We start from the raw sequence: 12,817 nt of genomic DNA, 5'->3' as shown, positions 1-12,817 counted from the left end.
GATAAATTATCTGGACCCGGTTATCTTCATGGTTCGATGTTCAAGGGCCCGAAATGGCTTCGCTGCTGCTATGGCCTCACTGGTCCCAAAGTCAGTAGCCTTACTTGCGGCCATAGTCGGCTTTGATCTCACCCCAGCTCTTCGTCTGCCATTTCAGCACCTTGTTCGGGTAGCTGTTGGTGCGCAGCCATTCCTCGGCCCGATCCACCAGCCTCCATATTTCTTCGGTCGAGGCGTCGCGCGGCAGAGTCGTTGATACCTTCTTCTGCTTCACCCATTTGATGGCATTCATCGAATCGCTGTACACCGTTTTGCGGCTCCCGATTTTTTTCAAATAGGCCAGGGCGTGAACGATCGCAAGGAACTCCCCGAGGTTGTTGGTCCCCTTCTGAATCGGCCCGACCGAGAACAGAACGTCGCCGGTCTGGGTGTCAACGCCCTTGTATTCCACCGGTCCGGGATTGCCGCGTGTACCGACATCCACCGAGATGCTGTCATAATCGATGGCATCGTCTCCGGCTTCCCAGGCGCTGCCCTGGCTCGCCCGTGCTCCTGCGCCTCCGGCAGCCTGGCTAGCCGCCTTGCTCCCAGACGACCGGCCGCTGCTGCCCGATTGCGAGCCCCAGTATGCTTTATAGCCTGCGGCATAAGCCTTCTCCGCCTCAGCCTTCGACTCGAAAGCCTTGAATTTGGCGCCTGTATACTGATTCACCTGCTGCTGGCATTCATCCCAGCTTGTATAGATGCCGGGTACTTTCCCGACCCATACGACGTAATACTTTTGCTTTGCCACGCTTGTACCTCCATCCGGCATATCCTCTCTAGCGTACTATATCATATCCTTAACCGAAAACGAAAAAGCGGTCCGGGCGGGTACGCATGCTGAATACCGCAATACTCAATACCTCGATCCTGATTTTCGAAATACCGAATACTGAAATACTGCTTCCGATATTCCGTAATAAGAAATTCCGCAATACTACAATAGAAATTCCGCAAATCCTCAATCCTGCAACTCCGAAATTCAGAATTGCTGCAGTGCTGCTACCATGCCCAACCCTACCTGCGGCGACTCTTCGCTTCAGCCAGCGGATCAAAGCGGCGCCCACACGCAGCAACAAGCCTGCCATCGCGAATGTAGCCCATTCGCAGGCAGGCTTGATAGATTCTTATCCTGTGCTCGCTCCGGTTACGGCCTTTGCCTTTCGGTCAACCTCACCCAGAAGCCGCCTTTGAAGTATTTCGGCTCATGGGAGATGATGAAGGCATGCGGGGACAGCTTGCCTAGCGTATCCAGCAGGCGTCCTTCATTCTTGCGCTTCACAAGCACTTGAAGCACAAGCCGCTTGCCATCCTTCCCGTCGGCAGGCCAGGAGGTGACACCATACCCTTTCTCCCTCAGCTTCACGGCCAGATCCATCTCCAGTGAATTGACGATGACCTGCACGACGATATAGCCCAGTGCCAGATACTCCTCAATCCGGCTCCCTATATAGACGCCCAGCCCGAATCCGAGACAGTAAGCCGCCATATTAAACGGATTGTCGAGATTCTGAAGCACAAGATTCAGCCCCAGCAAATAGACAAACACCTCCAACATGGCCAGCAGGGAGGCAACTCCTCTTCTGCCCTTGATCATCAGAATCAGCCTCAGGGTGAAAATCGAAACATAGACAACGTTGATTCCGATAATCGAACCGACGAGCGACCAGCTAATCATGGGAGCTGCTTGCGCGTCGCAATATATTCAGGCCTCGGCTCTTGTCCCGAATAGGGGCTGCCTACCCGGTTCTCGATGCTGTTGTACACCATAAAAATATTGCTGCGCGGCATTGGCGTAATATTGCTGTTCGAGCCGTGCATAATGTTGCAATCGAAAAGGACCACCGAGCCGGCCTTTCCTACAGGCATGTCGATCCCGCCCTTCTCCACCAGCCGCGTCAGGCTGTCCGGGTCAGGGACCCCGTACTCCTGCTTGCGCAGCGAGTCCTTGAAGTGGTTCTCCGGCGTCTGGCCGATGCAGGAGACAAACTCCTTATGGGAACCTGGGACAAGCATCAGCGGACCGTTGAAAGCATAGTTGTCTTCCAGCGCGATAGAGCAGCTCAGCGCCCGCATTCTCGGCATCCCGTCCTCCACATGCCAGGTCTCGAAATCCGAATGCCAGTAGAACTCTTTGCCGGAAAAGCCCGGCTTGTAATTGATGCGTGACTGATGAATGTAGGTTTCGCTCCCGAGCAAATATTCAACGATCGCCAGCAGCCTCGGGTGACGGGACAGTTCCTGGAACTCCGGGTGGCTGCGATGAACGGCGAATACCGAGCGAACCTCGTTACCTCCCGGCTCCCGGATAATTTCATCCCCCTCGCTGGTCGCAGCCTCTCTTTGCAATTTCCGCGCTTCGGTCTGGTATCGGGACAACTCATCGAAATCAAAGAAATTATCAAGAAACAGATAGCCGTTCCGGTCATAGAACTCGGATTGCGCCTTGCTCAGCGGCGACTCCGCCGTCCACGGCGAATAGACGACAGGATCTTTCCTCTCCAGTATGCGCGCCTCGGCGTATACTCTCGACGGATATACATCTGCTCCCTGTTCTCTCCCGATCATTGCGATATTCCTGCTCATTGATCACCATCTCCTTATCGTGAGTTTGGGTTCCACTGACACTGTGACCTTCAACTTTAGACCTTTGGCATTCAAACTGTAACTGTGGGCAATGGCGCACTTTCACACTCGCATATTCAATTTCAGTTTAAGAGGCTTATGACTTGGATTTGGCCAGCAGCGGATAGGTTCCATGCTCGTCATGGACCTCCGCCCCGGTCAGCGGCGGATTGAACACGCACACCATTCGCATTTGCGAGCGGGCGCGCAGGTAGTGCTTCTCATGGCCGTCCAGGGCGTACATCATTCCCGGGCGAATATGATACGTCTCACCACCGACGATCTCAATCTCTCCCTCGCCTTCGATACAGTACACGGCCTCCACATGGTTCTGATACCAGATCAGCGTCTCCGTTCCCGCCTTAATCAGCGTATCATGCAGGGAGAAGCCCATCCCGTCCTTCTCCAGCAGCAATCTGCGCGAGTTCCAAGTCTCGGTATCGATGTCGTCCTTCGTATGAACGATGTCTTCCAGATGTTTTACAATCATGATTTGACCTCCTCTGCCGCCAGTTTATCAACACTGTTCTCGAATATCACCAATCCCTGCTCTAATGTGTTCATCTCGATGGTAAGCGGCGGCATCAATTTGGCAACCTCGCCGCGGGGGCCAGACGTTTCCAGAATGAGGCCCGACTCAAAAGCCAGTTCGGACAGCCGGCCCGCAAGCTCCGGCTTCCTGAAGGCGATTCCTTGGATCATGCCGCGGCCGCGGACCTCGCCGCACATGGAGCCGTACTTCTCGCTGACCCGCTCCAGCGTGAGCCGCATCCGCCGCTCACGGCTGTGAATATCCCGGCGGAACTGATCGTTCTCCCAATAAGCGAGCGCTTCGGTGGCCGCGATGAATCCGAGGTTGTTGCCGCGGAAAGTGCCGTTATGCTCACCGGGCTCCCAGATGTCGATCCCCGGCTTCAGCAGCGTCAGCGCCATCGGCAGCCCGTAGCCTCCGATCGATTTAGACAAACAGATAATGTCCGGTTCAATCCCCGCATCATCGAAGCTGAAGAACGATCCGGTGCGGCCGCAGCCCATCTGGATATCATCCAGGATCAGCAGCATGCCCTTGCTTCGGCACAGCCGCTCCAGCCGGCGCAGCCATTTGCGGCTGGCCGCGTTCAACCCGCCTTCGCCTTGAACGGCTTCGACGATGACAGCAGCCGGCAGCGGCACCCCGCTGCCCGGGTCATCCAGCAGCTTCTCTATATATGCCATCGTATCCACGTTATCGCCAAAGTAACCATCATACGGCATAAATACAGAGTGGCTGAGCTCCACGCCCGCGCCCTTGCGTTTAAAGGCATTGCCCGTCACAGACAAGGATCCGAGCGACATGCCATGAAAGGCATTCGTGAAGCAGAGGATCGAGGTGCGCCCCGTCGCCTTGCGCGCAATTTTCAGCGCCGCTTCCACCGCGTTGGTCCCGGTCGGACCGGGGAACATGACCTTGTGATCCCAGCCGCGCGGCTTCAGGATCACCTCCCGAAAGCGGGTCAGGAATGTCTCCTTCGCTTCGGTGGCCATGTCGAGACTGTGGGTCACGCCGTCCTCCAGCAAATAATCGACCAGCTTCTTGCGGATTTTCGCATTGTTATGGCCATAATTGAGCGCGCCCGCCCCGGCAAAAAAGTCGATGTACTCATTGCCGCGCGTATCCCACAGCTTGGCATTTCGGGCTTTATGAAAAACCGTCTTAAAGCTCCTGCAGTAACTTCTGACTTCTGATTCCAGTTGGTCAAATACGTCCAGCTTCGGCTTTTCCATTACTTGGTTGTTCATAATTCCCTCCATATATTCGTTTTTAAATGTCATTAAAAAACGGGCCGATCACAAACAAAGGCTCATCATCATGGGGAGTCTCCTCAGGAAACATATCCGCCCCATATCCCACCGTTACGGTGCTCGGGATGGATTTCTCCTCGGCGAAGCCGAGAAACAGCCGCCGGGAGGCGATGTTGCTTGGCGATACCGTCGTTTCGATAAACCGGACGCCGCGGCAGCCATCCTGAGCCAGCAGCTCGGTCAGCATCGCCTTCGCAATGCCTCGACGCCGGTGCGACCGGGCGACTGCGATCTGCCACACAAACAGCGTCTCCGGATTCCGGGGCGGCCGAAAGCCGGAGATGAAGCCGATCATGCGGCCCCTGTCCTCCGCTACCAGGCAGGTGTCGTTAAAATAATGTCCCAGCAGCATATAGCAATAAGGTGAATTCAGGTCCAGCGACCCGGTGTCCTGCACAAGCTTCCATATACGCGAGCCGTCTTCCGCCGACGGCTTGCGGTATTTGATCGCTTGCTTTGTCTCGATACTCATCCTCGTGTTCGCTCCTCTCGGCAGATCAAATTCCTTGTGCGCGGAAACGCTGCAAGAAGCTCTGCAGCCGCTCGCTCTGCGGGTTCTCGAAGATCTCCTCCGGCGTCCCCTGTTCCACGATTCTTCCATCCGCGCCGAAAATCACCCGGTCAGCGATCTCCTTCGCAAAGTCCATCTCATGCGTAATCAGCATCATGGCCATCTCGCCTTCCTCGGCAATCTCGCGAATCACCTCCAGCACCTCGCCCACCAGCTCGGGGTCGAGCGCCGAGGTCACCTCGTCAAACACCATCACCTTCGGCTTCATGACAAGGGCGCGGGCGATGGCCACCCGCTGCTTCTGTCCGCCGGACAGATGGGACGGGTACATCTTCAGCTTGTCGGCCAGCCCCACCTTCCCGAGCATGGACACGGCTCTCTCCTCGGCCTCCTCCTTGGACAGGCCCAGCACTTTGCGCGGCGCTTCGGTTACGTTGCGCAGCACATTCATGTGCGGAAACAGATTGAAATGCTGAAACACCATGCCAACATGGCCTCGCATCCGGTGCAGATGCTTCTCGTCGGCGCGCACGAGCCGGTCCTTGACCCGCATATGCCACAGCAGCTCGCCGTCCAGCTCAATTGTGCCCTCCGTCGGCTCCTCCAGCGTCATGAGCATGCGCCCCATCGTCGTTTTGCCGGAGCCGCTTGGGCCGATGACCGCCACCTTCTCCCCTGGCATCATCTCCAGATCAATGCCTTTGAGCACCTGCACATCCCCGAACGATTTGGTCACGCCCTGATATCTGACAATCGGCGTATTGCCTGTGCCCGGCTTATCCCGCAGGGATGCATTTTCCCTGGATGCTTCCTCTCCACTCTCAATAACGGTTGTCGACATCCGTATCCCCTCCTACTTTCCTCTTAACAGATTCATGCGTTTCTCCAGCCGCTGCACCAGCAGGGAAGCGATGTAGCTGATCGCCAGGAACAGAATCCCGACCAGCGTATACGGCTCGAATGCCCGGAACGACTGGGACACCACATTTTTGGCCGTCAGCATCATCTCCACCAGCGTAATCGCAGACAGAATCGGCGTCTCCTTGAACATCACAATCAGATAATTGCCGAGCACCGGGATGATCGGCGGGATCGCCTGTGGCAGAACCACGATCCGCCAGGTCTGCCCCTTCGTATAGTTCAGTGCCGTTGCCGCTTCCCATTGCCCTTTCGGCACAGCCTCAATGCCTGAGCGGTACACCTCGGACAGATACGTGCTGTAATGAAGACCCAGACCGATGACCCCGGCATAGAAGGCCGGGATGGAAACGCCCATCAATAGCGGCAGGCTGTAATACAAGAAGAACACCTGAACGAGCAGCGGCGTATTTCGAATAAATTCAATAATGCCTTTGGTGACATAAGCCAGCGGCTTGAATCGGCTTCTTGCCGCAAGCGCCAGCAGCAAACCGACGATCAGCGATACGACAAATGAGCACAGTGTGATCCACACGGTCATTTTCAGCGCGCTTAACAGCTGCGGCAGCACATCAAGCACATAATTCCAATCCCACATCTCTATAGCCTCCCCGCTGTCAATTTCCGCTCAAGCAGCTTCACACCCACGGAGACCAGTGTTGCCATGACAAAATACATCAGCAGCAGCAAAATCAATATTTCCGTCGTCCAGGAGATGTAGTTGTTGCGGAGCACCATCGCCTGGTACGTAAGATCTGCCATCGTGATGAAATACACCAGCGACGTCGACTTGATCAGCTCCACCAGCTGATTGCCAAATGGCGGCAGCATGCGCAGGGAGGCCTGGGGAAGTATGATGTTCCACATTCGCTGCCACGGCTTCATATTGAGCGCCACCGCCGCTTCCCACTGTCCCTTCGGCACCGCAAGAATCGCACTGCGGACAATCTCGGAGCCGTATGCGCCGAAGTTGAGTCCGATCGCCAGCACGGCCGCTGCCATCTTCGGCAGCTCGATCCCGATAAACGGCAATGCAAAGTACAGCCAGAACAGCTGCACCAGCAGCGACGTTCCCCGGAATACTTCCACGTACACCGCCATCACCGTCCGCACGATCCACAGTTTGGACAGGCGCCCCAAACCGGCAATAAAGGCTGCGACAATGGCTAGCACCGCGGATAGCAGCGCCACGATGACGGTGATCTCCGCGCCCTTCAGCAGGGTAGGCAAAAATTCAATCCAAGACGATGGCATTTTATTCCCCGCACGCTGCGACTGCCGTCATATCGCCAGGAAGCTCATCCTCGGTAAATCCGAATTCCTGCAAAATCTCCAGCAGCTCGCCAGACTCCTTCATCTTCTGCAGCTCCGCATTGTAAGCCTGTTGGAATTCCGTGTCGGCCTGACGGAAAGCCGTGGCACCGTATCCGCGTACGCTCTCCCCGTCGATGACCGGCTGCTCGAAATCGGCGACCCGCTCAATCTGATCATCACTAGCCGAATCCAGCATCGCCTGCAGCGATGGACCCGTCATCGTAATCGCTTGAACCCGGTCGGCCTGCAGTGCGCTGATCGCGGACGCCTGGTCCGGAACCTGGATGATGCGCTCGGATGGAATCCCCGATTTCTCCATGTAGCCGATCTCCACAGCACCGGTCATGACGGCAACCCTCGCTTCCTCGTTCGCAGCGATATCCTCGTAGCTGCCAAGGTTCAGCGGGTTCCCCTGCTTCACGGCCAGCGCTTCGCCGATGCTGTACTCCGGATCAGCGAACAGGACAGCCGAGCAGCGGTCGGGCGTGATGAACATCCCGGCCGTGATCATGTCAAAGCGGTTCGCCTGCAGCCCGGCGATCAGCGAGCCGAATTCGGTAAGCTCCCCCCGCATTTCCCCAACGCCAAGCCGCTCGAGAATGACGCGGGCGATCTCGACCGCCTCCCCTGTCAGCTCGCCATCGGCCGTCTGATAGGCGTAAGGCTTCTCGTTCGCGAAGCCGACCGTAACATACCCTCTCTCGATCGCCTTCTCCAGCGTGCTGCCTTGATCCCCGCATGCTGCAAGCACGCTAACCAGCACCAAACTAAGCAACAACAGAGCCACTTTTTGCAATTTCAAACCTTCCCACAACCTTTCTTGAAATCTGTGAATGCCTGTTTTAGGCATGAATAAATAAACCTAGTAAACTCATATTTCAACTAGGTTTTCATAGGGTCAAAATCCGTTTCAACGCTCCCATTATCCAGCGTTAATAATCGACTTTTCCTTATACTCCACGTCACTTGTACCGCCTGTGGATATGCATATGGACTTGCTTGGCGCTTACTCTACGCCCGGTTGATTGCCACCTCCTCTTCTTAACCAACGAAAAAAGACCTCTTGCAGGGGGATCCGAACATAGCTCCGCCAGCATGGGGTCAATGAAAAGAGAAAAGGCCCCTGTTCCATAGAATTAAGGGCCTTGGTATCAATCTCAATTATGTAATAAGACCCATCCACTGCTGACGAGGTTAGCTGACGGACTCGGGTAAGATGGTACCCTACACTTGACAATCAAGTGACTCGCCCCTAAAAAAACTGGTTCCCCCGCTTTCCGGACTTAAGCAACCGGAAACTAAGCGTGTGTTCATAATACAGGGAATGCTAGGAAATGTCAAACCGATCCAGCCCTTTAAGCGGTGAAGGATCGGCTGAAAACCGCATCACACAAGGCATTCCGCAAACTTAAAGAATTCATTGACGGGGTGTTCATCCCCCCTATAACTGCTCCCATCTCTCCTTGAAGAACAGCTCGTAAATCCGGCTGATCAGAATTTTGAGAATCATGTAAACCGGAACGACCAGCAAGACTCCGATAATGCCAGCCAGGTCCTGTCCGACCAGGACAAGCACAATGATGGTGATCGGATGAATGTCCAGCTGCTTGCCAAAAATATACGGACCGATCAGATTATCCTGTATCTGCTGGGCCACCAGAATGATGACAAGCGACCATATCGCGGTGGATGGCGACTGGATCAAACCAATAATAATGATCGGGATCGAGGACACGATAGCCCCGATAAACGGGATGAAGTTCGCAATGACCGCAACGACCGTCAGCAGCAGCGCATACGGAAGCCCAATAATGAGGAAGCCCACATACATCAAGACCCCCAGTGCAAAATTGACAATCACCCTACCTACGATGAAGCCTTTGAGCGCACTGTCGATTTCACCAAGCACCGACGCGCCGACTTCCTTGAAACGGTTCGGCAGAAAGCGGACGATCAGCTCGCCGAATTTGCCGCCCTCCTTCAGCATGTAGTACAGCAGGATCGGGAAGATGAACATAATGATCGCAAATTCCGATATAATTCCCACCAAATTCACGACATATTCCGTCAGGAACGTAAAGCCTCGGTTCAAATATTCTGTCAGCGTCGTTAACGGATTGAAGCCTTCCGGAAACACACCTTCCAGGAAGCCGCTTTGCTCCAGCTCCAGCATCTTCTTGTTCAAGGCAGCGAAAATCGCCGGCGCATTGTCCACCAGGGCAATGATCTGCGCTTTAAGAGAGGGCCAGACCCCGATGAGAAAGCCGACCAGGATCCCCCCAAACACAACATAGAGCAGCAAAATCGCCAGCGTCCGGTTCATCTTCTTCCTCTCCATTAGAGCCACCAGCGGCCTCAGCAGATAATAGAAAAAACCGCTCAGCATCAGCGGAACGATGATCACCGAAATAAAGGATAATAGAGGGTTGAATATGAAGCTGACTAACGAGCAAAGGTAAATGATAATCAGAACGAGAATAACGGCAAAACAGAACTTAAAAAACTTGTTCATCTTCAGCAATAGCGACTCCCCATCTCCTTATGTTTCAATTATCGTATCATGCAGAAGACCGGCTTTTCAAACGGCAGCGAAGAAGCGGGATACACATCCTTCTTGCCGCCTCAATTGACGCTCAATCTCACGGCCCATTTGGGTGCCGGATATATACTTCTTGTAACAGCTCCAGTATAATATGAAGCGTTATCCGGACAAGGCTGAAAGGTAGGGGGAACTTTTTTCATGGATGTTACGTCCATCATCATTAGCTTCATCTTCGTCCTTAATATCGCATTGGCCGTGATCGTTGTGTTTCAGGAGAGGCGGGATGTCGGCTCGACATGGGCCTGGCTGCTCGTTCTATTCTTCATTCCGGTACTCGGATTCGTGCTGTACCTGCTGTTTGCTCAGAATTTGCGGCATATCCGCCTGTTCCACTGGGATGATCTCCAGAAGACCGGTATTGAGAAGGTGCTGCTTGCCCAGATGAGCGACATTAACAGCGGGCAGTTTTCGTTCCGCAACCGGGTTGCGGCCTGCAACAGCGATTTGATCCATATGCACATCAACGAGAATCAGGCGATCCTGACCGATGATAACCATGTGGAGATTTTCACCGACGGTAAAGAGAAATTCGATCGGTTGTTCCAGGACATTGAGGAAGCCAAAGAGTATATTCATCTCCAATATTACATCATTCGTAGAGACCAGCTGGGCAAGCAACTAATCGCCGCCCTGACCCGCAAGGCCAAGGAAGGCGTGAAAGTCCGCGTGCTGTACGACGAGCTGGGCTCCAGAAAGCTGACCAAAGGCTTTTTCAAAAAGTTTCGGGAAGCTGGCGGAGAGGCCGAGGCGTTCTTTCCGTCCAAACTGCGCTTTGTCAATCTGCGTCTGAACTATCGGAATCACCGCAAGCTGGTCATCATCGACGGCGACATCGGGTATGTCGGAGGCTTCAACGTCGGAGACGAGTATCTCGGACTCAACTCCAAATTCGGCTACTGGCGGGATACTCACCTGAGAATCCAGGGACAAGCGGTATATGCGATGCAGGTCCGGTTCATTCTGGACTGGAATCAGGCGTCCCATCATCATGACATCTCCTATGAGCCGAACTTGTTTCCCAAGATCAATTCGCCCGGCAATGTGGGCATCCAGATCGTGACGAGCGGTCCCGACTCGGAGTATGAGCATATCAAAAACGGGTATATCAAAATGATCTCGGCGGCCAAAAAATCCATTTACATTCAGACACCTTACTTTATCCCGGACGCCAGCCTGCTCGATGCGCTTCGGATCGCTTCGCTCTCCGGCGTGAAGGTACACATCATGATTCCGGACAAGCCGGATCATCTCTTTGTGTACTGGGCCACCCTCTCCTATATCGGGGAGATGCTGAAGACGGGAGCGAGCGTGTACCTGTACAACAATGGCTTCATCCATGCCAAAACGATCATTGTCGATGAAGAGATCGCCTCTGTCGGAACGGCCAACATCGATGTTCGCAGCTTCAAGCTGAACTTCGAGGTCAACGCCTTCCTGTACGACGATTTCATCTCAAGGTCTCTGACCGAGACATTCCATCAGGATATGCGGGTATCGCGGCTGCTCACGCTGGAGGATTATGAGAAGCGGTCGCGCTGGATTCGGACCAAGGAGTCGATTTCTCGATTGCTGTCGCCGATTCTGTAGGGTCGAAGTGACAGAAAGCCGGCAGTTTCGACCGCCGAGGAAGCAAAGCCAATGAATCACCTCATTCAGACATTGTCTTGAGTGGGGTGATTTTTATTGGCTTACGAATGAAACGAGCATAAATATTCCTGTTGCTAACTCGGTGTGTTTCCCCTGAAATCCTACTCATCCACAAAAAAAATAATATTTTTTTATACGAAATATATACGGCGATGATTTTTGAGAAATAGCGAGCATCCAAGCGTAATCGGCATTATACTCACGTTCGGTTTATACAGTTTTTTCTGTATATTCTTAATAAACAGCCGTTTTCATTTGTGAAAAATTTCATTGTTTGTTATCATGACGGTGTTGTTACGACAAGCGACTGTCGCAATTCGTCAAACGTTGTCTACTTCTGCAGAATGTAACGCCGGCATAGAAACGACGATTACAGATGGGGGAAACGCATGATGAAGAATACACGGAAATGGATGATGTTTCTTAGTTTAGCTATGGTACTCATATTAGGAGCCTGTTCTTCCAATTCTGCCTCGGGTGCGGAACAAGTGACCGCCGGAGAGCAGGTTAAATATACGATTACGGGTACGGATCCAGGCTCAGGCCTTATGAGGCTGACAGCCCAAGCCATGGAAGATTATGATTTGTCGAATTGGACCTTGACGGAAAGTTCGGCAGCGGGCATGACCGCCCAGCTCGATGCAGCTTATAACAATAAACAGCCGATTGTTTTTGTAGCCTGGTCCCCGCACTGGATGTTTAACACCTATGATCTGAAATATCTCGATGATCCCAAACTGACTTACGGAGAGCCTGAAGAGATTCACACGATTGCCCGTCTTGGGCTGAAGGATGATCATCCGGTGGCCTATGAATTTCTGGACCGCTTTCACTGGACGGCCGACGATATGGGTGAAGTGATGATTGATATCCAGAACGGAATGGATGCGGAATCCGCTGCTTCCAAATGGGTGGAGGAGAACGAGGCTAAAGTTCAGGAATGGATCGAAGGCTTGGAGCCCGTAAACGGCGATCCGTTCACCCTCAGTTTTGTCATGTGGGATTCCGAGCTTGCGAGCACCAGCGTTGTCCGCTATGTGCTTGAAGAGAAGCTCGGTTACAAGGCGGAGGCCTTGCAGGTGGAGATCGGACCGATGTGGATTGGTGTTGCCAACGGTGACGTAGACGCCATGGTAGCTGCCTGGCTGCCGGTGACTCATGCGGATTATTGGGAGCGATATGCCGACCAGCTCGACGATCTTGGAGCTAACATGGTAAATGTGAAATCCGGATTGGCTGTTCCGGCCTATATGGAAGACGTAAATTCCATCGAAGATTTGAAGTCCTAAACTGAATTGTACACGATTGTGGGAAGG

Annotated in this window: 14 protein-coding genes and 1 riboswitch; of the genes, 2 read left to right on the top strand and 12 right to left on the bottom strand. The window is 53.6% G+C overall.

Annotated elements, in window-relative coordinates; all coding sequences use genetic code 11:
• Positions 1-100: 100 nt before the first annotated feature.
• The 12 genes from rnhA to CHH75_RS16130 all read right to left on the bottom strand — a co-directional run bounded on the left by rnhA (position 101) and on the right by CHH75_RS16130 (position 9,773).
• On the bottom strand, positions 101-793 hold the full coding sequence (gene rnhA / locus CHH75_RS16180) for a ribonuclease H (protein WP_095267940.1): 693 nt from the start codon (positions 791-793) through the stop codon (positions 101-103).
• Between the two features lie 49 nt (positions 794-842).
• Positions 843-1,130: a hypothetical protein gene (locus CHH75_RS24675; RefSeq protein ID WP_141235858.1), complete on the bottom strand. Its 288-nt coding sequence runs from the start codon at positions 1,128-1,130 to the stop codon at positions 843-845.
• A gap of 59 nt (positions 1,131-1,189) precedes the next feature.
• The gene (locus CHH75_RS16175; protein ID WP_095267939.1) at positions 1,190-1,720 is read right to left on the bottom strand and encodes a DUF2179 domain-containing protein; all 531 of its coding nucleotides are present in this window, start codon (positions 1,718-1,720) and stop codon (positions 1,190-1,192) included.
• Positions 1,717-2,628 carry an ectoine hydroxylase gene (gene thpD, locus CHH75_RS16170; protein ID WP_095398666.1) on the bottom strand — a complete coding sequence of 304 codons (912 nt, stop codon included), beginning with the start codon at positions 2,626-2,628 and terminating at the stop codon, positions 1,717-1,719. Before thpD ends, CHH75_RS16175 begins: the two co-directional genes overlap by 4 nt.
• A 136-nt stretch (positions 2,629-2,764) precedes the next feature.
• A complete protein-coding gene (locus tag CHH75_RS16165; RefSeq protein ID WP_095267937.1) occupies positions 2,765-3,157 on the bottom strand; it encodes an ectoine synthase in 393 nt (130 codons plus the stop codon).
• The gene (gene ectB / locus CHH75_RS16160) at positions 3,154-4,446 is read right to left on the bottom strand and encodes a diaminobutyrate--2-oxoglutarate transaminase (RefSeq protein ID WP_095267936.1); all 1,293 of its coding nucleotides are present in this window, start codon (positions 4,444-4,446) and stop codon (positions 3,154-3,156) included. Before ectB ends, CHH75_RS16165 begins: the two co-directional genes overlap by 4 nt.
• 22 nt (positions 4,447-4,468) lie before the next feature.
• Complete coding sequence (gene ectA / locus CHH75_RS16155) at positions 4,469-4,981, bottom strand: diaminobutyrate acetyltransferase (protein WP_095267935.1); 513 nt, start codon at positions 4,979-4,981, stop codon at positions 4,469-4,471.
• Positions 4,982-5,006: 25 nt separating this feature from the next.
• Positions 5,007-5,861, bottom strand: a complete 855-nt coding sequence (gene ehuA, locus CHH75_RS16150; RefSeq protein ID WP_095267934.1) for an ectoine/hydroxyectoine ABC transporter ATP-binding protein EhuA — start codon at positions 5,859-5,861, stop codon at positions 5,007-5,009.
• Positions 5,862-5,873: 12 nt separating this feature from the next.
• On the bottom strand, positions 5,874-6,536 hold the full coding sequence (gene ehuD / locus CHH75_RS16145) for an ectoine/hydroxyectoine ABC transporter permease subunit EhuD (RefSeq protein WP_095398665.1): 663 nt from the start codon (positions 6,534-6,536) through the stop codon (positions 5,874-5,876).
• A gap of 2 nt (positions 6,537-6,538) precedes the next feature.
• Positions 6,539-7,192, bottom strand: coding sequence for an ectoine/hydroxyectoine ABC transporter permease subunit EhuC (gene ehuC / locus CHH75_RS16140; protein WP_095398664.1), 654 nt, complete (start codon positions 7,190-7,192; stop codon positions 6,539-6,541).
• Position 7,193: 1 nt separating this feature from the next.
• Positions 7,194-8,048 carry an ectoine/hydroxyectoine ABC transporter substrate-binding protein EhuB gene (gene ehuB, locus CHH75_RS16135; protein WP_230875734.1) on the bottom strand — a complete coding sequence of 285 codons (855 nt, stop codon included), beginning with the start codon at positions 8,046-8,048 and terminating at the stop codon, positions 7,194-7,196.
• Positions 8,049-8,420: 372 nt separating this feature from the next.
• Positions 8,421-8,567: riboswitch (cyclic di-AMP (ydaO/yuaA leader) on the bottom strand.
• Between the two features lie 126 nt (positions 8,568-8,693).
• Positions 8,694-9,773, bottom strand: coding sequence for an AI-2E family transporter (locus CHH75_RS16130; RefSeq protein ID WP_095398663.1), 1,080 nt, complete (start codon positions 9,771-9,773; stop codon positions 8,694-8,696).
• 219 nt (positions 9,774-9,992) lie between these two features.
• Here CHH75_RS16130 and cls point away from each other — a divergent pair, with 219 nt between their 5' ends.
• Together cls and CHH75_RS16120 are read left to right on the top strand one after the other, a co-directional pair.
• Positions 9,993-11,441: a cardiolipin synthase gene (cls, locus tag CHH75_RS16125; RefSeq protein ID WP_095267929.1), complete on the top strand. Its 1,449-nt coding sequence runs from the start codon at positions 9,993-9,995 to the stop codon at positions 11,439-11,441.
• Between the two features lie 494 nt (positions 11,442-11,935).
• A complete protein-coding gene (locus tag CHH75_RS16120; protein WP_483310954.1) occupies positions 11,936-12,790 on the top strand; it encodes a glycine betaine ABC transporter substrate-binding protein in 855 nt (284 codons plus the stop codon).
• Positions 12,791-12,817: the final 27 nt, after the last annotated feature.

This window comes from Paenibacillus sp. 7541, from assembly GCF_002276395.1.
Lineage (GTDB): Bacteria > Bacillota > Bacilli > Paenibacillales > Paenibacillaceae > Paenibacillus_AQ > Paenibacillus_AQ campinasensis.
The sequence above is the reverse complement of the archived record's forward strand: the minus strand, read 5'-3'. Positions and strand labels throughout refer to the sequence as shown.

Excerpts from the sequence above, each read along its gene's own strand:
- ehuD (WP_095398665.1), bottom strand. The coding sequence starts at position 6,536 with ATGTGGGATTGGAATTATGTGCTTGATGTGCTGCCGCAGCTGTTAAGC.
- CHH75_RS16165 (WP_095267937.1), bottom strand. The coding sequence starts at position 3,157 with ATGATTGTAAAACATCTGGAAGACATCGTTCATACGAAGGACGACATC.
- ehuA (WP_095267934.1), bottom strand. The coding sequence starts at position 5,861 with ATGTCGACAACCGTTATTGAGAGTGGAGAGGAAGCATCCAGGGAAAAT.
- thpD (WP_095398666.1), bottom strand. The coding sequence starts at position 2,628 with ATGAGCAGGAATATCGCAATGATCGGGAGAGAACAGGGAGCAGATGTA.
- ectA (WP_095267935.1), bottom strand. The coding sequence starts at position 4,981 with ATGAGTATCGAGACAAAGCAAGCGATCAAATACCGCAAGCCGTCGGCG.
- ehuC (WP_095398664.1), bottom strand. The coding sequence starts at position 7,192 with ATGCCATCGTCTTGGATTGAATTTTTGCCTACCCTGCTGAAGGGCGCG.
- CHH75_RS24675 (WP_141235858.1), bottom strand. The coding sequence starts at position 1,130 with ATGGCAGGCTTGTTGCTGCGTGTGGGCGCCGCTTTGATCCGCTGGCTG.
- ectB (WP_095267936.1), bottom strand. The coding sequence starts at position 4,446 with ATGAACAACCAAGTAATGGAAAAGCCGAAGCTGGACGTATTTGACCAA.
- cls (WP_095267929.1), top strand. The coding sequence starts at position 9,993 with ATGGATGTTACGTCCATCATCATTAGCTTCATCTTCGTCCTTAATATC.
- CHH75_RS16120 (WP_483310954.1), top strand. The coding sequence starts at position 11,936 with ATGGTACTCATATTAGGAGCCTGTTCTTCCAATTCTGCCTCGGGTGCG.
- CHH75_RS16175 (WP_095267939.1), bottom strand. The coding sequence starts at position 1,720 with ATGATTAGCTGGTCGCTCGTCGGTTCGATTATCGGAATCAACGTTGTC.